The sequence below is a fragment of the Kitasatospora sp. GP30 genome (genome assembly GCF_029892145.1).
GTDB lineage: Bacteria > Actinomycetota > Actinomycetes > Streptomycetales > Streptomycetaceae > Kitasatospora > Kitasatospora acidiphila.
The window spans coordinates 1-21,983 of sequence record NZ_JARZAH010000059.1 but is presented as its reverse complement, the minus strand read 5'-3'; the positions used below and the strand labels follow the sequence as shown (position 1 = coordinate 21,983).

Below are 21,983 nucleotides of genomic sequence, written 5' to 3'. Positions count from 1 at the left end.
ATGGGTTCCGGTGGGACAGGCGGCGGCCGGCGACCGGAGGAAGGCAGTCGCGGCCGCTGGAACCAGCAGTCTGGGCAGGCTGCTATATCCGAACTATGTGCCCTGGGTAAATGCCGCGGTCCGGGTCCGTCGCGCGGATATAGATCACGTGTAGTCCGCTCCGTACCCTCGCTGGCGAAGACAAATCCAGTCGGCCCGGGGGTCCTGTGGGGATGCTCATCAATACTGACGGCCGGCGCCTGTCGTCGGCCGCGCTGGACGGCGCGATAACGACCGTCGGACGGGAACTTCGACTGCGCGGAATCGGACCGGGCGACCGTGTGGTGCTCACCGGTGCCAATACCGCCGAATTCGTCCTGGTGCTATTCGCACTGATGGAAATCGGGGTGTCGATCGCCCTGGTCGACCGCCGCACTCCGGCCGCCGAGCAGGCCCGACTGCTCACCGACGCCGGGGCCGGACGACTGCTCACCGACGATCCGCTGCCGCCCGGCACCACGCCCGTGGCGCAGCTGACCCTGGCCGACCTGTGCACCACGGCCCTGAAGGAGGCCGCCGAGGCCCCGGACGGCGCGGTGACCGGCGACCGGCTGGCCCGGTTCGCGCCCTGGTTCGCGCGCCCGGACGGCCTGATCGTCTGGAGCTCCGGCAGCACCGGCACCCCCAAGGGCATCGTGCGCTCCGGCGCCTCGGTCCGCGGCAACACCGAGCGGACCCGGACCCGGATGGCCTACCGGCCCGACGACGTGCTGCTGCCGCTGCTGCCCTTCACCCACCAGTACGGCCTGTCGATGCTGCTGCTCTGGCAGGCCGCCGGCTGCTCGCTGGCCCTGCAGACCAGCAGCCAGCGGGTGGACTCGGCGCTGGCTGCGATCGCCGCGCACGGCGTCACCGTGGTGGACGCGGTGCCGGCCACCTACCACACGCTGCTCAACATGCTGGACAGCGGCCGGGCCGGCCAGGACGGGCTGAGCACGGTGCGGATGTGGTGCGTCGGGGGCGAGCCGCTCGGGCGGGAGCTGCGCCGGAGGTTCGCCGACCGGATCGGGCAGCCGCTGCTGGACGGCTACGGCAGCAGCGAGGCCGGGAACATCGCGCTGGCCGTGCTGCCGGACCCGATCGGCTGCGGGCGCCCGCTGGACGGCCTCTCGGTGCGGGTGGTGGACGACGCCGGCCTGCCGGTCGGGCCCGGGACCGTGGGCGAGATCGTGGTCCGCACCCCGGACTACATGACCGGCCTGCTCGGCCCCGGCGGCGCGGTGCTGCCGGTGGACCACACCGACTACCGCACCGATGACATCGGCCGGTTCGACGCGGTCGGCAACCTCACCGTGCTGGGCCGCCGGTCGGCGGTGCACCGCCTCGGGCACACCCTCTACCCGGACGGCATCGCCGACCGGGCCAGCGCCTGCGGGGTGCCGGTCCGGGTGATCCCGGTCTTCCCCGAGGGGGTGCCGAGCCGGGCCCAGCTGGTCTTCTTCGTCGCCGACCAGGCCGAGCGCCCGGCGGCGCACTGGCGTGCCGCGGTGGCCGAGCACCTCGCCGACCACGAGCGGCCCAACCGGGTGGTGGTCCTTCCGGAATTCCCGCTCAACAGAACCGGGAAAGTCGACCGCCAGTCGCTGCAGCGATTGGCGGAGTCCGCGGTCGCACGAGACGGCAGGAAAGGATAACTCCAGTGACCCAGATCGTCGCTGAAACGCCGGTCGAGACGCCGTACCACATTCCCTTCGCGGACCGGATGACCGGCCTGCACAACGTCGCGGACATCCTCGTCAATCGCCGCGAGGAAGTCCTCCAGGTCCTTTACGAGAGCTGCAACCACAAAACCGCCGCCGGGGAGATCGAGGTCGCGCTGGCCGCGCTGGCGGGTGCCGAGCAGGAGGTGACCGGGTTCCGGCCGCCGCGGCTCGACCAGCTGGCCGTGCTGATGCCCTCGAACATCCCGCTCTACAGCTACGTGCTCTACCTGCTGATCCCGTCCCTCTACACCGAGCGCGTGGTGTTCCGTCCGTCCGGCCGGATCGACAGCCAGCTGGAGCGGCTGCACAAGCTGCTCGGCGAGGCGCACCGACTGCCGATCCAGCTGCGGCAGACCGGCCAGCGGGACTTCCTGGAGAACGACGTCGCCGACTCCCAGGTGCTGGTGTTCACCGGTTCGTTCGAGAACGCCGAGAAGATCCGCCCGCAGCTGCGCAAGGACCAGCTGTTCCTCTACTTCGGCCAGGGCGTCAACCCGTTCGTGGTCGGCCCCGGCGCCGACATCGGCGACGCCGTGGACGGCGCGATCCGGGCCCGGATGCTCAACTCCGGCCAGGACTGCTTCGGTCCGGACGTCTACTTCGTCCACACCTCGCTCAGCTCGCAGTTCTGCAACCTGCTCAGCCGCCGGGTGCGCTCGCTCAAGCACGGCCGCTACGAGGACCCGACCGCCGACTACGGCTCGATGTACTACCTGGACGCCTTCGAGGACGCCATCTCGCACCTGATGGCCAACCGGTCGTTCATCCTGGTCGGCGGCCGGGCCGACCTGACGGAGAGCCACCTGGCGCCGACCGTCCTGGTCCGCCCGGTGGAGAGCGCGACCAACCCGCCGGAGCTGTTCGCACCGATCTTCAACGTGGTGCCGTACACCAGCGGCGAGTGGCTCCACCGGACGCTGCGCCACCAGTACTTCGAGGAGCGGGCGATGGCGGCCACCGTCTACGGCGACGAGCCGGAGCTGATCGAACTGCTGCGCAGGCGCCACACGGTGAGCCTCAACGCGACCGTGGCGGACATCGAGAACGGCAACGAGCCGTTCGGCGGCCGCGGCGTCCGGGCCAACTACGCGGCGGTCGGCGGCGTCCGGCACACCGAGCCGCTGCTGATCTCCAAGGCGGTCGCCGACCACCTGGGTGCCCGGCTGCCGGGAGGTGCCGCATGACCGCCCCGGACACCACGGAGGCGAACGGCCCCACCGTGACCGGCGGCTGGCGAGCCGTCGTCTCGGTGCTCGGCGAGCACGGCGTCCAGGACGCCTTCGGCCTGCCCGCCGACGACCTCGACCTGCTGGCCGCCCTGCAGGACGGCGACCTGCGCCTGGTGCTCTGCCGGGACCAGCGCAACGCGCTCCACATGGCCACCGGCTACGCCCTGCAGTCCGGCCGCACCGGCATCGCCTTCACCGGCAAGGGCCCGGCCGTCACCAACACCGTCACCGGCCTGCTGGAGGCCCGCTGCTCGGCCGTGCCGGTGGTGATGCTGTCCGCGGGAACCGCGGTCGAGCAGCGCGGCGCCGCCGCCTTCCAGGAGCTGGACCAGCTCTCGGTGGTCGCCCCGCTGGTCAAGTGGGCGGCCCGGGTCGACGCGCCGAGCCGGCTGGTGCCGATGCTGCGCAGCGCCCTGCTGACCGCCCGGGAGGGCGTGCCGGGGCCGGTCTACCTGGAGCTGCCCGACCACCTGCTCGGCGCCGAGATCCCGCTGCGGCCCGCCGCCGAGCCGAGCTGGGAGACCGTGCTGCGCCCGGCCCGGCTGACCCTGGCCGACGACTCCCCGGCCCGCCGCACCCTGGCCGGCGCCGCCCGCCCGGTGCTGCTGGTCGGCGGCGGCATGCGGCACGCCAACCACGGCCGGGCCCTGGAGGAGCTGGCCGACCGGCTGGGCGCGGCGGTGTTCTGCACCGCCAGCGGGCGCGGCGCCTTCGACGAGTCGCACCCGCTCTTCTGCGGCCTGGCCGGTCTCTACCTCCCGGAAGCGGCAGGCGAGTTGTGGCGCCGCGCCGACTGCGTGCTGGCCCTGGGCAGCAGGCTGGAGGAGACCGCGACCTACGGCTGGCCGACGGCGATCGGCCGCGAGGTGCCGGTGATCCAGGTCAACCTGGACGCGGGCGAGTTCCACACCGACTACGCCGGCCCCAAGGTGCTGGCCGAGGCCGGGGCGCTGCTGGCCGGCGAGCTGGCCGCGCCGATCCCGCGCCCGGCCGGCGCCGCGGACTGGGCCGCCCGGGCCGCCGCGGTCCACACCGAACTGCACCGCGAGCACCGCGAGCGGCTGGCCGAGCTGGCCGCCGAGCCCCGGCTGCGGATCCCCGAGGTGCTGGCCGCGCTCGCCGAGGTGCTGCCCGATGACCTGGTGCTGGTGCAGGAGAACGGGCTGCAGGACATGTGGTCCTACCGCTACCCGCTGCACCAGGTCGGTGCGGCGGCCGGCTCGGTGGTGCCGTCCGAGCAGACCAGCCTCGGCTTCGGGGCGGCAGCCGCGGCCGGCGTCAAGGCCGCGGCACCCGAGCGGCCGGTGGTGGCCCTGGTCGGCGACGGCGCCTTCGCCCTCTTCGACGCCGACCTGCCGACCCTGATCGAGCACCGGCTCGGCGTGCTCTACCTGGTGCTGCGCAACGGCGGCTACGGCTGGCTGCAGAGCCAGCTGGACCAGCGGGTCACCCCGCTGCGCGACTACCGGTTCGCCGACCCGACCGTGCCCGGCCCCGGCGCCCGCGAGCTGCCGGGCCTGCACCAGTTCACCCTCGACGACCGGACCACGCTCCGGGCCGACCTCGAACAGGCCTGGAAACTCTGCCAGTCGGGCCACCCGGTGGTGCTGAACGTGCCGGTCGAGCTGACCGACGCGCTGTTCGCCGGGGCCCAGGCCAGCGGCGACTTCCCGGTGCTGACCGCGCTCGACGCAACCGAAGGGAGCGAGTGATGGACTCGCGCAGCCCCGTCCCGGCCCGGCGCCGGGTCGTCATCACCGGCTGGGGCCTGGTCACCCCGCTGGGCCTCGACGTGGCCGAGACCTGGGAGGCGCTGCAGGCCGGCCGCAGCGGCATCGGGCCGGTCACCCAGGTCGAGGTGGCCGATCTGCCGGTGCGGATCGCCGGCGAGGTCAAGGGCTTCGACGTGTCCGCCCACCTGCCGTACAAGGTCGCCCGCCGCACCGACCCGTACGCCCGGTACGCCCTGGTCGCCGCCCAGGAGGCGTTGGAGCAGTCCAAGTTGACGATCGACCAGCAGAACGCGCACCGGGTCGGCGTGCTGGTCGGCAGCGGCTACGGACCGATGAAGTCGATCGCCGACCACGTCCGCGAGCTGGACGCCAAGGGCCCGCGGGCGGTCTCCCCGATGGCGGCGGTGACCGGCGCGATCGACAGCGCGGCCGGCGAAGTCACCTTCGCCACCGGCGCGATGGGCCCCTCCCGGGCCTCCAGCAGCGCCTGCGCCTCGGGCGCCGACGCGATCGGCGAGTCGCTGCGGTGGATCCGGGCCGGCGTCTGCGACGTGGTGATCACCGGCGGCGCGGACGACATCATCACCCGGGTCGACCTGGCCGGCAGCGGCAACGCCAAGGCGTTGAGCACCCGGGAGGGCGACCCCGCCGAGGCCTCCCGGCCGTTCGACGAGGACCGGGCGGGCTTCGTGATGGCGGCCGGCGCCGGCATGCTGGTGCTGGAGTCGGAGGAGCACGCGCTGGCCCGTGGCGCGACCATCCTGGCCGAGCTGGCCGGCTACGCCGCCACCTCCGACGCCTACCACTGGACGGCGCCGCACCCCGAGGGCGTCTCCACCCGCCGGGCGATCCGCGAGGCGCTGGCGGACGCCGGGCTGACCCCGGCGGACGTGGACTACGTGAACGCCCACGGGACCGGCACCCAGCTCAACGACAAGACCGAACTCGCCTCGCTGCGCGCCGAGTTCGGCGACCGGATCGAGCGGATCCCGGTCAGCTCGACCAAGTCGATGACCGGCCACATGATCGGCGCGGCCGGCGCCGTGGAGGCCGTGATCGGCGGTCTGGTGATCAACCACGGGGTGGTCCCGCCGACCATCAACTGCCACCGGCCGATCGACCCCTCGGTCAACTTCGTCGCCCACACCGCCCAGCGGCACCAGGTCGACACCGTGATGAGCAACTCCTTCGGGTTCGGCGGCCACAACGCCGTCCTCGTGCTGCGCCGCTGGCTCCCGTAGGGGGCCGCCGGACACCGGACACCCGCACCACCCGTCCAGCCGCCACCAGCAGCCTCGGAGACACCCACATGCCTTGGTCCATGGCCGACCGTCAGCCGCTCACCGCCGCCCAGCTGGGCGTCTGGTACGCGCAGAAGCTGAACCCGGACAACGTCTTCCAGGTCAGCGAGTACCTGGAGATCCACGGGCCGGTGGACGAGGAACTCTTCGAGCGGGCGCTCACCATCACCCTGGAGGAGCAGGAGAGCGCCCGGGTGCGGTTCCGCGAGGACGACGACGGGGTCTGGCAGTACGTCGTCGCGGCCCGCATCCAGCTGGAGCGCATCGACCTGGCCGGGCGCGCGGACGCCCGGCACGAGGCGGTGCGGATCATGGACGACCGGCTGGAGCGGCCCTTCGACCTGGCCGACGGGCCGCACTTCAGCGACGCGCTGTTCCGGCTCGCCGACGACCACTTCATCTACTTCAACCGCAACCACCACATCATCAGCGACGGCGCCGGCGGCCGGATCTACACCCACCGGCTGGCCGCCGTCTACAGTGCGCTGGTCGCCGGTGCCGACTACGGTCCGCCGACCTTCGCGGGGCTGGCCGACTTCATCGCCGAGGAGACCGGCTACCGGTCCTCCGACAAGTTCACCAGGGACCGGGAGTTCTGGCAGGCCCGGATGGCCCGCCGGGTCGAACCGGTCAGTCTGACCGCCCGCACCGCCGCCGCCACCGCCCGGCTGCGGCGCAGCGGCGCCGCGGTGCCGGCCGAGGTGCTGGAAGACCTCAAGCGGGTCTCCCGGGACGCCCGCAGCAGCTGGCCGATCGGCCTGGTCGCGGCGGTCGGCGCCTACCTGTCGGCCGCCACCGGCGCCCGTACCGTGCCGATCGGCTTCCCGCTGCAGGGCCGCACCACGCCGGTGCTGCGGGAGACCCCGGGCGTGGTCGCCAACATCCTGCCGATCCACCTGGACGTCACCCCCGCCACCACCTTCGCCGAGCTGCTGAAGCAGGCCACCGGCGACGCCCGTGCCGTGATCCGCCACCAGCGCTACCGCCAGGAGGACGTCAGCCGCGACCTGCAGGCGGTCGGCGGCGGCACCCGGCTGGCCTCGGTCAGCGTCAACGTGATGCCGTTCGACTACGACACCACCTTCGCGGGCCATCCGGTGACCGCCCACAACCTGTCCAACGGCGTCGTCGAGGACATCGAGATCAGCGCACTGGACCGCAACGACGGCCGGGAGGTGCAGCTGATCTTCGACGGCAACGCCGACCTCTACAGCGACGCCGAGATCACCGACCACCACACCCGGTTCCTGCGCTTCCTGGCCCGCGTCACCGCCCAACCCGAGCGGCCCATCGGACAGTTCGACCTGCTCGGCGACGAGGAGGCGGAGCTGCTGCGGGCCGGCTGGGACGCCACCCGGCGCGACGACGACGGCGGCCTGCGGCACATCGCCGGCCGGGTCCGCGAGCACGCGGCCGAGAGCCCCGATGCCATCGCGGTCACCGACCGGACCGGCGACACCGACTACCGCACCCTCGCGGCCCGGGCCGGCGCGGTCTCCCGCGGGCTGCTCGCCGCCGGGGTGGCGCGGGGCGATGTGGTGGGCCTGCTGGCCGTGCCCGGCGCGGACTTCGTCGCCGCCGTGCTCGGCACCATGGGCATCGGCGCCGGCTACCTACCGCTCGACCCGGCCGCGCCGGTGGCCCGCTCGGCCTCGCTGCTGACCCGCTGCCGGGCCGCCGCGCTGATCGCGCCCGCCGAGCAGGCCGACACGGTCGCCCGGATCACCGCCGAGGCCGGCTCCGAACTGCCCTGGTTCAGCGTGCCGGCCGGGCTGCCGGACGGACCGCTGCCCGAGGTGGTCGGCACCGGTGACGACCTCGCCTACGTGATCTTCACCTCCGGCTCCACCGGCGCCCCCAAGGGCGCGATGGTGCACCACCGGGGGATGAACAACCACCTGCTGGCCAAGGTCGAGGACTGCGGGCTGACCGCCGCCGACACCGTGGTCCAGAACGCGCCGCTGACCTTCGACATCTCGATCTGGCAGATGCTGGCCCCGCTGGTCGTCGGCGGCCGGGTCCGCGTGGTCGAGCGGGAGACCGCCGCCGACCCGTGGGCGCTCTTCGGGCTGGTCGCCGAGGAGCGCGTCCCGGTGCTCGAAGTGGTCCCCTCGCTGTTGCGGGCCGCGCTGGAGAGCTGGGCCGCGCCCGGTGCCGCACCGCTGCCGCTGGCCGCCCTGCGGCTGCTGATGGTCACCGGCGAGGCGCTGCCGCGCGAGGTCGCCGAGCAGTGGCTGGGTGTCCACCCGGCCATCCCGCTGATCAACGCCTTCGGCCCGACCGAGTGCTCCGACGACGTCACCCACGCACTGCTCGACTCGCCGGCCGCGCTGCCCGCCGGCCCCGTCCCGATCGGCCTCCCGGTCCGCAACACCCGCCTCTACGTGCTGGACGACCGCCTCCGCCCGGTCCCGCCCGGCACCCCCGGCGAGCTCTACGCGGCCGGCACCGGCGTCGGCCGCGGCTACCTCGACGACCCGGCGCGGACCGCCGCCGTCTTCACCGCCGACCCGTTCGACGACCGGCCCGGCGCCCGGATGTACCGCACCGGCGACTACGTGCGGCAGGACGAGGACGGCCGACTGGTCTTCCTGGAGCGCCGCGACCACCAGGTGAAGATCCGTGGCCACCGGATCGAGCTGGGCGAGATCGAGTCGGTCCTCGCCGCGCACCCCGAGGTCACCCAGGCCGTGGTGCTGGTCCGGGACGACGCCGCGGGCGAACGCCGCCTGGTCGCCTACGTCGTCGGTGCCGTCGACGGCCTGCGGGAGCACGCGGCGGGCCGGCTGCCCGACTACATGGTCCCCACCGCCTACCTGGCCCTCGACGCGCTGCCGCTGACCGCCAACGGCAAGCTGGACCGGGCCGCGCTGCCCGCCCCCGAAGCCACCGCCGCCGGCACCGGGCGCGGCCCGCGCACCCCCTGGGAAGAGGTGCTCTGCCGGCTCGTCGCCGAGGTACTGGGCCTGCCCCGGGTCGGCATCGACGACGACTTCTTCGACCTGGGCGGCCACTCGCTGCTCGCCACCCGGCTGGTCAGCCGGATCCGCGGCACCCTGGGCGCCGAGCTGACCATCCGGGCGGTGTTCGAGCACCCCACCGTCGCCGGGCTGGCCCGCGCGCTCGACGGCGCCGACCGGGCCCGCGCCGCGCTGCGGCCGATGGCGCGCCCCGAACCGCTGCCGCTCTCCTACGCCCAGCAGCGGCTGTGGTTCCTCAACCGGCTGGACGAGCAGGGCGGCATGTACAACATCCCGCTGGCGATCCGGCTCAGCGGTGCCCTGGATGTGGCGGCGTTGGAGGCCGCGTTGAACGGGGTGGTGGCTCGGCATGAGGCGTTGCGGACGGTGTTCCCGGAGGTCGATGGTGAGCCGTGTCAGGTGGTTCTGCCGTCGGCTCGATTGGAGTTGACGCATCGTCTGGCGGAGGAGTCGGGGCTGCCTGGTGCGCTGGTGGAGGCGGCTGGGCAGGGGTTCGATCTGGCGGTGGAGTTGCCGCTGCGGGCGGTGCTGTTCGGGCTTGGTTCGGATGAGCATGTGCTGCTGCTGGTGCTGCACCACATCGCGGGTGACGGTTGGTCGTTGGCGCCGTTGCTGCGTGATCTGGAGGCGGGGTATCTGGGGCGGGAGCTGGCCGAACTGCCGGTGCAGTATGCGGATTACGCGTTGTGGCAGCGGGAGGTACTCGGTTCGGACGGTGATCCGGAGAGCTTGGCGGCGCGGCAACTGGCGTTCTGGCGTGAGGCGTTGGCGGGGTTGCCGGAGGTGCTGGAGTTGCCGGCCGACCGGCCGCGCCCGGCGGTGGCCAGCTACCGAGGCGAGCGGATGGGCTGGCGCCTGGACAGTCGGACCCATGAGGCGCTGACGGCACTCGCCCGGGAGTCGGGGGCGAGCGTCTTCATGGTGCTGCAGGCGGCGTTGGCCGCGCTCTACACCCGCCTGGGTGCGGGCACCGACATCCCGTTGGGCACCGTGGTCGCGGGCCGCACGGACGAGGCGCTGGAGGAACTGGTCGGGTTCTTCGTCAACACCTTGGTGCTGCGCACCGACACCTCGGGCGACCCGAGCTTCCGCGACCTGGTCAAGCGGGTCCGCGAATGGGATCTGGCCGCATTCGGGCACCAGGACGTGCCGTTCGAGCGGCTGGTCGAACTCCTCAACCCGGAACGCTCGTTGGCCCGGCACCCGCTGTTCCAGACCCTGCTGGTGCTGCAGAACACCGACGACCCCGACCTCGACCTGCCCGGCGTCATCCCCTCGCTGGAGGGCATCGCGGGTGGCGTCGCCAAGTTCGACCTGACCTTCGACCTACGGGAGACCTTCGACGGCAAGGGCCGTCCGGCCGGCATCGAGGGCGAGATCGAGTACGCCCTCGACCTCTTCGACCCGGAAGGCGTCAGCGTGCTCTGCGAGCGCTTCGCCCGGGTGCTGGAACTGCTGCTGGCCGACCCGGATGTGCATGTCTCCGGTCTGGATTTGGTGTCTGAGGTTGAGCGGGTGTTGGTGGCGGGGTGGGGTCGTGGTGAGCGGTTGGGTGGGGTGCGGGGTGTGGTGGAGGGGTTGGAGGAGCAGGCGGCGTTGAGGCCTGGTGTGGTGGCGGTGGTGTGTGGTGGGGAGCGGGTGACGTATGGGGAGTTGGCTGCTCGTGCGGGGCGGTTGGCGCGGGTGTTGGTGGGGCGTGGGGTGGGGGTGGATGACCGGGTGGCGGTGGCGTTGTCGCGGTCGGTGGATTTGGTGGTGGCGTTGTGGGCGGTGTTGAAGGCGGGGGCGGGGTTTGTTCCGGTGGATCCGGAGCTGCCGGGGGAGCGGGTGGCGTACATCTTGGGGGATTCGGGGGCTTCGTGTGTGGTGACGTCGAGTGTGGTGCGGGATCGGTTGCCGGTTGGTGGTGCGGAGTTGGTGGTGGTGGATGGGTTGGGGGATGAGGGGCTTGATGGTGGTGGGTGGGTTCCGGTTTCGGTGCCGGATGGGGCGGTGGCTTATGTGTTGTATACGTCGGGGTCGACGGGTCGGCCTAAGGGTGTGGTGGTGACGCGGGGTGGGTTGGCGAATGTTTTGGCGGATATGGGGGTGCGGTTTGGGGTGTCGGGGTCGTCGGTGTTTTTGGGGGTGACGACGTTTGGGTTTGATATTTCGAATGTGGAGTTGTTTGTGCCGTTGTTGGGGGGTGGGCGGTTGGTGTTGGTGGAGCGGGAGGTGGTGTTGGATCCGGTGCGGTTGGCGGGGTTGGTTGAGGTGTCGGGGGTGACGTTTGTGCAGGGGACTCCGACGTTTGTGCAGGCGTTGGTGGATGTGGTGCCTGGGGTGTTGTCGGGGTTGCGGGTGTTGTTGGGTGGTGAGGCGGTGTCGGCGTCGTTGTCGGATGCGGTGCGGGCGGTGGCGTGGGATGTGACGAATGGGTATGGGCCGACGGAGACGTCGGTGTATTCGGTGGTGGGTGTGGTGGAGGGGCCGGTGGGGGTGGTGCCGGGTATTGGTGGGCCGGTGGCGGGGACGGATGTGTTTGTTTTGGATGAGTGGTTGCGTCCGGTGCCGGTGGGGGTGGCGGGGGAGTTGTATATCGCGGGTGTGGGTGTGGCGCGGGGGTATGTGGGTCGGGGTGGTTTGACGGCGGAGCGTTTTGTGGCGTGTCCGTTTGCGTCTGGTGCGCGGATGTATCGGACGGGGGATGTGGTGCGGTGGGATCGGTCGGGTGGGTTGGTGTTTGTGGGGCGGGCGGATGATCAGGTGAAGGTGCGGGGGTTCCGGATTGAGTTGGGTGAGGTGGAGGCGGTTGTTCGGGGGTTTGCGGGGGTTGAGCGGGTGGCGGTGGTGGTGCGTGAGGTGCGGCCGGGGGATCGGCAGTTGGTGGGGTATGTGGTGGGGGATGTGGATGTGGAGGGGTTGCGGGATCATGTGGCGGGGTTGTTGCCGGGGTATATGGTGCCGTCGGTTTTCGTGGTGTTGGATGCGTTGCCGTTGACGGCGTCGGGGAAGTTGGATCGGCGGGCGTTGCCGGCGCCGGAATGGGCGGGAGTCGGCGGCGGACGCGCACCACGCACGGCACAGGAATCGGTGCTGGTCGGTGTTTTCGGTGAGGTGCTCGACGCGGAGCGCGTGACCATTGACGACAACTTCTTCGACCTGGGCGGGCATTCGTTGCTGGCGACAAGGTTGCTGAGTCGGATTCGCTCGGTGCTGGGCGTGGAGTTGAGCATCCGGACGGTGTTCGAGAACCCGACGGTCGCGCAGCTGGCGCGGGCGCTGGACGAAGGCTCGGCGGTCGGGCGGTCGCGGGTGGCCCGGGTGGTGCCACGTCCGGAGCGGATCCCGCTGTCGTATGCACAGCAGCGCCTCTGGTTCCTGGAGCGGCTCGATGTGCAGGGCGGCACCTACAACATCCCGGTCGCGGTGCGCCTTGAGGGGAACCTCGATCTGCCGTCTCTGCAAAGGGCGTTGAACACCGTGGTGGCTCGCCACGAGACGCTGCGCACGCTCTTCGCGGAGAACGACGGCCGCCCCGAGCAGCGGATCCTCACCGAGGCCACACTCGATCTGGTGACCCGGCAGGTGGGTGCGGACGAGCTGCTGTCGGCGCTGACCGCCGAGGCGGCCCGCGGTTTCGACTTGGCGCTCCAACTCCCGCTGCGCGCCGTGTTGTTCAGCGTCACCGAGGCCGAGCATGTGCTGCTGCTGGTGCTCCACCACATCGCGGGTGACGGCTGGTCGCTGGCACCGCTGCTGCGGGACTTTGAGGCTGGCTACCTGGGCCGGGAGCTGCCCGAACTGCCTGTGCAGTACGCGGATTACGCGCTGTGGCAGCGGGAGGTGCTGGGCTCCGAGGATGACTCCGAGAGTGTCATCTCGCAGCAACTGGCCTTCTGGCAGCAGGCGTTGGCCGAACTGCCGGATGTGCTGGAGCTGCCGGCCGACCGGCCGCGCCCGGCGATCGCCTCCTACCGGGGCGCGCGGATCGCCTGGCAGCTGCCGGAGGCCGGCCACCAGGCGGTGACCGCCCTCGCCCGGGAGTGCGGGGCGAGTGTCTTCATGGTTCTTCAGGCCGCGCTGGCTGCGCTGTCCACCCGGTTGGGTGCGGGCACGGACATCCCGTTGGGCACGGGTGTGGCGGGCCGTACGGACGAGGCGCTGGACGAGTTGGTCGGGTTCTTCGTCAACACCCTGGTGCTGCGGACCGACACTTCGGGCGACCCGACGTTCTTTGAGCTGGTGGACCGGGTCAGGGACTGGGACTTGGCGGCGTACGCCCACCAGGACGTGCCGTTCGAGCGGCTGGTGGAGGTGCTCAACCCCGAGCGCTCGTTGGCCCGGCACCCGTTGTTCCAGACCCTGCTCACCCTGCAGAACACCCCGGAACCCGACCTCGACCTGCCCGGCATCACGCCGTCCGCCGTCGATGTGGGCGTCAACCAGGCCAAGTTCGACCTCCTGCTCGACCTGCGCGAGACCTTCGACGACCACGGCCGCCCGACCGGAATCACCGGCGAGATCGAGTTCGCCCGGGACCTCTACGACGTGCCGAGCGTCGAGCTGCTGGGCGAGCGGCTGGCCCGGGTGCTGGAGCAGGTCACGGCGGAGCCGAAGCGCCGGCTGGCCGAGATCCAGTTGCTCTCGCACGACGAGGTGGCCCAGCAGCTGTCCGTCTGGGGGCAGGGCGCACCTGTCTCGAAGAGCGGCAGCGTGGTGGCGGCCTTCGCCGAGCAGGTGGCTCGCACGCCCGACGCGGTGGCGGTCGTCTCGGACGAAGAAGCGCTCAGCTACTCGGAGTTGGATGCGCGGTCCAACCAGTGGGCGCACTTCTTGCGCGAGCACGGAGTGGGTGCGGGGACGCCGGTGGCGCTGCTCCTGGACCGCTCGGTGAAGCTGGTGCTGGCCGAGCTGGCGGTGCTCAAGGCGGGGGGCTGCTATGTGCCGCTGCACGCCGCCTACCCGGCGGACCGGCTGGCCTGGATCGTTCGCGACGCCCAGGCCCCGGTACTGCTCACCGACCGGGCGACCCTCCCGGAGGGGCTGGCCGAGGCAGTGCGGACCGTGCTGCCGGCCGACTACCCCGACCGGGTCGCCGACTACCCGGCGACCGCCCCGGAGGCGGCGGCGACCCCGGCCGAGCAGCTGGCGTACGTGATGTACACCTCCGGCACGACCGGGCGGCCCAAGGGCGTCATGGTGAGCCATCGCAGCGTGGTGGACCTGGCCCGCGATCCGATGTTCGGCACGGGTGCGCATGGCTGCGTGCTGATGCACTCCTCGCACGCCTTCGACGCCTCGACCTACGAGGTGTGGACTCCGCTGCTGCGTGGCGGCCGGGTGGTCGTGGCGGGTGGCGGGCATCTGGGGCCGGAGGAGCTGCGGGCGGCGATCGCGACCCATGGCGTCACCGGGCTCTTCCTGACGACGGCGCTGTTCAACGCGATCGCGGTGGAGGAGCCGCAGGCGTTCGCGGGGCTGCGGGAGGTGCTGTTCGGCGGCGAGAAGGTCTCGGTCGAGGCGGTCGATCAGGTGCTGCTGGCCTGCCCCGACGTCCGGGCCGTGAATGTGTACGGGCCGACCGAGACCACGACCTTCGCCACGACTCTTCCGGTCCCGCGGCTGCGGGCGGCGGGCACGAGCGTGCCGATCGGTACGCCGATGTCGGGGACGCGGGCCTATGTGCTGGGCGACTCGTTGCAGCTGCTGCCGCCGGGTTCTGTCGGTGAGTTGTATCTGGCGGGGTCGGGGTTGGCGCGTGGGTACGGGGGGCGGGCGGATCTGACGGCGGAGCGGTTCGTGGCGGATCCGTTCGGTGCGCCGGGTGGTCGGATGTATCGCACGGGTGACCTGGTGCGGTGGACGGCGGATGGCGCGATCGACTACGTGGGTCGTGCGGATGACCAGGTGAAGATCCGTGGGTTCCGGATCGAGCCGGCCGAGATCGAGGCTGTGCTCGTGGGGCATCCGGAGGTCGTGCACGCGGTCGTGGTGGTGCGCGAGGACCGGCCGGGTGACAAGCAGTTGGTCGCCTACGTGGTCGGCGCGGTGGACGGGTTGCGGGAGTACGCGGCGAGCCGGCTGCCTGCCTACATGGTGCCTTCGGCGTTCGTCGCCCTTGAAGCGCTGCCGCTGACGGTGAACGGCAAGCTCGACAAGCGTGCGCTGCCGGCGCCCGAGTCGTCGGGCGAGGTCGAGCAGATAGCCCCGAGCAGCGAGCGGGAGCGGATCCTGTGCGAGGTCTTCGCCGGGGTCTTGGGCCGCGACAGCGTCGGGATCGATGACGGGTTCTTCGACCTGGGCGGCGACAGCATCGCCTCGATCCAGTTGGTGAGCCGGGCCCGCAAGGCCGGGTTGGTGCTGACGGCGCGGGATGTGTTCGAGCACAAGACGGTCCGCGAGTTGGCGGCGGTCGCCACGCAGGCGGGTGCGGTGGAGGTGCCCGGCCGCCAGGGTGTGGGGTCGGTGCCGCTGCTGCCGGTGATGGAGTGGCTGCGGGCCGGGGGTGGCCCGGTGCGCGAGTTCAACCAGGCCTACACCGTCCCCGTCCCGGCCGGTCTCACTCTGGAGGCGCTCACCGCGACTGTCGAGGCACTCGTTCGCCACCATGACGCCCTGCGTGCCTGGTTGACCGTCGACTCCGAGGACGATTGGCAGTTGGAGGTCCCTGAGGCGGATCACGGCCCGGACGTGACGGCACTGGTCCACCGCGTTGAGAGCGCCGACCCGGCGGTGGTGGCGGCCGAGACCGAGGCGGCCCGGCGTCGTCTGGAACCGGAGCGCGGGATCATGCTGCAGGCGGTCTGGTTCGACCACGGCCCGGACGCGGACGGCGTGTTGCTGCTGGTGGTCCACCACCTGGTGGTCGACGGGGTGTCCTGGCGGATCCTGCTGCCCGACCTGGCAGCCGCCTACGCGGGCGGCGAGCTGGAGCCGGTCGGCACCTCGCTGCTCGGCTGGTCCCAGGCCCTCACCGCCGCTGCCACCCACCCCCGCTGGACCGACCAACTCCCGTACTGGTCAAGCATGGTGGATACCGCCCCGGCCCAGCTCGGCAAGCAGCCCCTCGACTCCCAGCGGGACACCCTGGGCACGGCCGAGTCCCACACCGTCACGCTCTCCCCGGAGTTGACCGAGGCGCTGTCGACCACCGTTCCGGCGGCGTACAACGCGGGTGTCAACGATGTGCTGCTGACCGCGCTCGCGCTGGCCGCACGCCAGTGGCGCCCGGAGCAGACCCGTGACGGCCTGCTGCTGGACCTGGAGAGCCACGGCCGTCACGAGGACGCCCTCGACGCGGGCCACGACCTGACCCGCACCATCGGCTGGTTCACCAGCATGCACCCGGTCCGCCTCACACCCCCGGCACTCACCTGGACCGAAGTCACCACCGCGAGCCCCGCCAACGGCACCGCCCTGAAGGAGGTCAAGGAGCAGCTGCGCGCCGTCCCCGACCACGGCCTGGGCTACGGCCTGCTGCGCTACCTCAACCCCGCCACCGCCACCACCCTGGCCACCCACCCGGCCCCCCAGATCGGCTTCAACTACCTCGGCCGCTTCACCACCGACCAAGGCACCGACGCCCACTGGCTGGCGCTCGAAGAGGCCGACACCGCCGTCGGTGATGCGGAACTCCCGTTCGCCCACGCCCTGGACATCAACGCGGCCACCCACGACACCCCGCACGGCCCGCAGCTGCAGGCCAACCTGGCCTGGCCGGCCGCCCTGTTCGACGCACCCGACGTCGAGCACCTGGCTGCCCTCTGGCTGCAGGCCCTGCAAGCTCTGCGCGACCACATCGAGCACTCCGAGGCGGGCGGACTCACCCCCTCCGACCTCAACCTGGTCGGCCTCAGCCAGCGCGACATCGACCTCCTGGAGGAGGACGAGTCGGACTACGACGACGAGTTCGACGAGGACGACGACCCGGACTCCTACTGATCGGCACGCCTCGAAATCCGCCCCACCCACTGACAGTTCGAAAGGTATCGGCCATGAGGAAGTCGGCAATCGAGGACGTGCTCCCGCTGTCGTCGCTGCAGGAGGGTCTGCTCTTCCACGCGTTGTACGACCAGGAGGGCCCGGACGTCTACACCGTGCAGCTGGCGGTGGAGATGCGCGGCGCGCTGGACACCGCCCGGCTGCGCAGCGCCGCCGAAGCGCTGCTGGCCCGGCACTCCAACCTGCGGGTCGGCTTCCGCCACAAGGGCGTTGAGCGGCCGGTGCAGGTGGTCCGCCGCCAGGTGCGCACCCCGTGGCGCGAGGTCGACCTGTCCGACCGGGGCCCGGCGGCGGAGGCGGAGTACGCCCGGCTCGCCGACGAGGAGCGGGTGCGCCGGTTCGACATGGCCCGCCCGCCGCTGGTCCGGTTCACGCTGGCACTGCTCCCCGACGGCCGGTCCCGCCTTCTGGTGACGATCCATCACATCCTGGTCGACGGCTGGTCGGTGCCCGTCCTGCTGGACGACCTGTTCGAGCTGTACGAGCGCGGCGGCGAGCCGACCGGCATGCGCCGGGTCGTCCCGTACCGCGACTACCTGGCCTGGCTGGCCCGCCAGGACCAGCCGGCCGGGCTGGCCGCCTGGGAGGCCGAGCTCGCCGGGCTGGCCGAGCCCAGCCTGCTGGCCGCCGGCAGGCAGGCGACCGCCCCGGTGATCCCGGAGTCGGTCACCGTCGAGCTGTCCGCCGAGCTGACCGAGCGGCTCGCCGCGACCGGCCGGGCGCACGGCTGGACCGTCAACACCATGGTCCAGGCGTCCTGGGGCCTGGTGCTCGGCCGGCAGCTGGGCCGCACCGACGTAGTCTTCGGCGGCACCGTCTCAGGGCGCCCGCCGGAGCTGACCGGCGTCGAGACCATCGTCGGCCTGCTGATCAACACCCTGCCGGTGCGGGTGAGTTGGCAGGCCGACGAGCGGCTGGCCGAGGTGTTCGGCCGGTTGCAGGACCACCAGAGCGCGCTCACCCCGCACCAGCACGTCCAGCTGGGGGCCATTCAGGCGCAGGCCGGACACGGCGAACTCTTCGACACCACCACGGTCTTCGAGAACTTCCCGCTCGGCGCCGAGCAGGCACCGCCGCTCTCCGAGGGCCTGGAGATCACCGAGGTGGACGCGCGGGACGCCACCCACTACGCGGTCAGCCTGGTCGGCCTGCCCGGCGAGCGGCTGACCTTCCGGCTGGACTACCGCCCCGACGTGGTCGACCGCCCGACCGCCGTCCGGCTGGCGGACGGGCTGCACCGGGTGCTGGAGACCGCCGCCGACCGGCCCGAGCACTCGATCGCCGAGCTCGACCTGCTCTCCGCCGCCGAGCGCCGCCAGGTGGTCACCGAGTGGAACCAGACCGAGCACCCGATCCCGGCCACCACCCTGACCGCCCTGCTGGAGGAGGCCGCCGCCGCTCACCCCGACGCGGTCGCCGTCGGCTGCGGTGACGCCCGGGTCGACTACCGCGAGCTGCACGCCCGGGCCAACCGGCTGGCCCGGGCGCTGGTGGCCCGCGGTGCCGGGCCGGAACGGATGGTCGCGCTGGCCCTGCCGCAGCGGCCCGAACTGGTCACCGCGCTGCTCGCCGTGCTCAAGTCCGGCGCCGGCTACCTGCCGCTGGACCCGAACCACCCGGCCGAGCGGATCGCCGGGCTGTTCGAGGAGACCGCACCCGTCTGCGTGCTGACCACCGCCGCCACCGCGGGCTCGCTCCCGGCGGGCAGCCCGGAGCTGCTCTTCCTGGACGATCCGGAGTTCGCCGCCGAGCTGGCCGTGCTGCCCGAGGCCCCGCTGACGGACGCCGACCGCACCGCGCCGCTGCTGCCCGGGCATCCCGCGTACGTCATCTACACCTCCGGCTCCACCGGGCGTCCCAAGGGCGTGCAGGTCGAGCACCAGGCCGCGGTCAACTACCTGCTCTGGGCCTGCGAGGTCTACCCGGCGGCCCGGCAGAGCAGCCTGGTGCACTCGCCGGTCTCCTTCGACCTGACCGTCACCGGCCTCTACGCCCCGCTGATCAGCGGTGGGACCGTCCACCTGACCCGGTTCGCCGACGGGCAGCCCGACCCGCTGGCCCCCGTGCCGGCCGGCGGCGTGGCCTACCTCAAGGGCACCCCCAGCCACCTCGCGCTGCTCCGGGCGCTGCCCGCCGAGTACTCGCCCACCGCCGAACTCGTGCTCGGCGGCGAGCCGCTGCCCGGTTCGCACCTCGACCAGTGGCGCCAGGAGCACCCCGGGGTCCGGGTGCTCAACGAGTACGGCCCGACCGAGACCACCGTCGGCTGCACCACGCTGGCCATCGAGCCCGGCGACGAGATCCCCGGCGAGGTGCTCTCGCTGGGCCGGCCGATGTGGAACTGCCGGCTGTACGTGCTGGACGGTGCGCTGCGGCCGGTACCGCCCGGCGTGGTCGGCGAGCTGTACATCGCGGGGACCTGCCTGGCCCGCGGCTATGTCGCGCGCCCTGGGCTGACCGCGCAGCGGTTCGTTGCCAACCCCTTCGAGGGGGACGGCAGTCGCATGTACCAGACCGGCGACCTGGTCCGCTGGCGCGCCGACGGCACGCTGGAGTTCGCCGGCCGGGTGGACGACCAGGTGAAGATCCGCGGCTACCGGATCGAGCTGGGCGAGATCGAGTCGGTGCTCGGCGACCACCCCGAGGTGAGCCAGGTCGCCGTCGTCGTCCGAGAGGACCGGCCCGGGGACCAGCAGCTGGTCGCCTATGTGGTCGGCGCCACCGCCGAGTTGGCCGCCTACGCCGCCACCCGGCTGCCGGAGTACATGGTGCCGTCGGCCTTCGTCGCGCTCGACGGGCTGCCGCTGACCGTCAACGGCAAGCTCGACAAGCGTGCGCTGCCCGCGCCCACCGTCGCGACCGGCGCCGGTCGCGGCCCGCGCTCGCCGCGCGAGGAGATCCTCTGCCGGGTGTTCGCCGAGGTGCTGGGCCTGCCGGCGGTCGGCATCGACGACGACTTCTTCGACCTGGGCGGCCACTCGCTGCTCGCCACCCGGCTGGTCAGCAGGGTCCGCTCCGCGCTGGACGTGGAACTGCCGATCCGGACCGTCTTCGAGAACACCACGGTGGCGCGGCTGGCCAGGGCGCTCGGCGGCGCGGCCGAGGCCCGGGCGGCGGTGCGGGTGATGGAGCGGCCCACGGTCGTGCCGCTCTCCTTCGCGCAGCAGCGGCTGTGGTTCCTGGACCGGCTGGGCACCGATGGCGGCACCTACCACATCCCGGTCGCCGTCCGGCTGCGCGGCGCCTTGGACGTGGCGGCGTTGGAGGCCGCGTTGAACGGGGTGGTGGCTCGGCATGAGGCGTTGCGGACGGTGTTCCCGGAGGTCGATGGTGAGCCGTGTCAGGTGGTTCTGCCGTCGGCTCGGCTGGAGTTGACGCATCGTCTGGCGGAGGAGTCGGGGCTGCCTGGTGCGCTGGTGGAGGCGGCTGGGCAGGGGTTCGATCTGGCGGTGGAGTTGCCGCTGCGGGCGGTGCTGTTCGGGCTTGGTGCGGATGAGCATGTGCTGCTGCTGGTGCTGCACCACATCGCGGGTGACGGTTGGTCGTTGGCGCCGCTGTTCCGGGATCTGGAGGCGGGGTATCTGGGGCGGGAGCTGGCCGAACTGCCGGTGCAGTATGCGGATTACGCGTTGTGGCAGCGGGAGGTGCTCGGCTCGGAGGGCGACCCGGAGAGCTTGGCGGCGCGGCAACTGGCGTACTGGCGTGAGGCGTTGGCGGGGTTGCCGGAGGTGTTGGAGTTGCCGGCCGACCGGCCGCGCCCGGCGGTGGCCAGCTACCGCGGTGGCCGCCTGGCCTGGCAGCTCGACGCCGCCGCCCACCAAGCCCTCGCCACGCTGGCCCGGGAGTGCGGCGCCAGCGTCTTCATGGTGCTGCAGGCGGCCGTGGCCACGCTCTACACCCGGCTCGGCGCGGGCACCGACATCCCGCTGGGTACTGCCATCGCGGGCCGCACGGACGAGGCGCTCGACGAGTTGGTCGGGTTCTTCGTCAACACCCTGGTGCTGCGCACCGACACCTCGGGTGACCCGACCTACCGCGACCTGGTCAAGCGGGTCCGGGACACCGACCTCGCGGCCTACGCCCACCAGGACGTGCCGTTCGAGCGCCTGGTGGAGGTGCTCAACCCCGAGCGCTCGTTGGCCCGGCAGCCGCTGTTCCAGACCATGCTGCTGCTGCAGAACGCGCCCGAGCCGGATCTCGACCTGCCCGGCATCACCCCGTCGGTGGTGGAACTCGGCGGCGGTGTCGCCAAGTTCGACCTGACCTTCGATCTGCATGAGACTTTCGACGCGCAAGGCCGCCCGGCCGGGATCGCCGGCGACGTCGACTACGCACTGGATCTGTATGACACCGAGACCGTTCAGGCCTTCTGCGACCGCCTGACCCGGGTCGTGGCGGCCTTCGCGACCACCCCGGATGCTCGGCTTTCCGGTCTGGATTTGGTGTCTGAGGTTGAGCGGGTGTTGGTGGCGGGGTGGGGTCGTGGTGAGCGGTTGGGTGGGGTGCGGGGTGTGGTGGAGGGGTTGGAGGAGCAGGCGGCTCGTGCGCCTGGTGTGGTGGCGGTGGTGTGTGGTGGGGAGCGGGTGACGTATGGGGAGTTGGCTGCTCGTGCGGGGCGGTTGGCGCGGGTGTTGGTGGGGCGTGGGGTGGGGGTGGATGACCGGGTGGCGGTGGCGTTGTCGCGGTCGGTGGATTTGGTGGTGGCGTTGTGGGCGGTGTTGAAGGCGGGGGCGGGGTTTGTTCCGGTGGATCCGGAGCTGCCGGCGGAGCGGGTGGCGTACATCCTGTCGGACTCGCAGGCCTCGTGCGTGCTGACGGTTGGGGCTCTGGTGGGCCGGTTGCCGTTGGGCGAGGCGGAGTTGGTGGTGCTGGACCGGCTCGGCGATGAGGGTGTTGAGGACGGGTGGCGGGATGTGGTGGTGCCGGATGGGGCGGTGGCTTATGTGTTGTATACGTCGGGGTCGACGGGTCGGCCTAAGGGTGTGGTGGTGACGCGGGGTGGGTTGGCGAATGT

6 protein-coding genes are annotated in these 21,983 nt (G+C 72.0%); all 6 read left to right on the top strand.

Annotated features, from left to right (window positions below; genetic code table 11):
• The first annotated feature begins 212 nt into the window (after positions 1-212).
• Complete coding sequence (locus P3T35_RS38305) at positions 213-1,673, top strand: class I adenylate-forming enzyme family protein (RefSeq protein WP_101380455.1); 1,461 nt, start codon at positions 213-215, stop codon at positions 1,671-1,673.
• A 5-nt stretch (positions 1,674-1,678) separates the two neighbouring features.
• Complete coding sequence (locus tag P3T35_RS38300; RefSeq protein ID WP_101380454.1) at positions 1,679-2,926, top strand: aldehyde dehydrogenase family protein; 1,248 nt, start codon at positions 1,679-1,681, stop codon at positions 2,924-2,926.
• Complete coding sequence (locus tag P3T35_RS38295) at positions 2,923-4,683, top strand: thiamine pyrophosphate-binding protein (protein ID WP_101380453.1); 1,761 nt, start codon at positions 2,923-2,925, stop codon at positions 4,681-4,683. Before P3T35_RS38300 ends, P3T35_RS38295 begins: the two co-directional genes overlap by 4 nt.
• Positions 4,683-5,945 (top strand): beta-ketoacyl-ACP synthase II, encoded by a 1,263-nt coding sequence (gene fabF / locus P3T35_RS38290; RefSeq protein ID WP_101380452.1) that lies wholly within the window; start codon positions 4,683-4,685, stop codon positions 5,943-5,945. Before P3T35_RS38295 ends, fabF begins: the two co-directional genes overlap by 1 nt.
• Positions 5,946-6,025: 80 nt before the next feature.
• The gene (locus P3T35_RS38285; protein WP_280709553.1) at positions 6,026-16,909 is read left to right on the top strand and encodes a non-ribosomal peptide synthetase; all 10,884 of its coding nucleotides are present in this window, start codon (positions 6,026-6,028) and stop codon (positions 16,907-16,909) included.
• A gap of 53 nt (positions 16,910-16,962) precedes the next feature.
• The coding region (locus P3T35_RS38280) for a non-ribosomal peptide synthetase (protein WP_280709546.1) at positions 16,963-21,983 on the top strand (5,021 nt) is incomplete at its 3' end.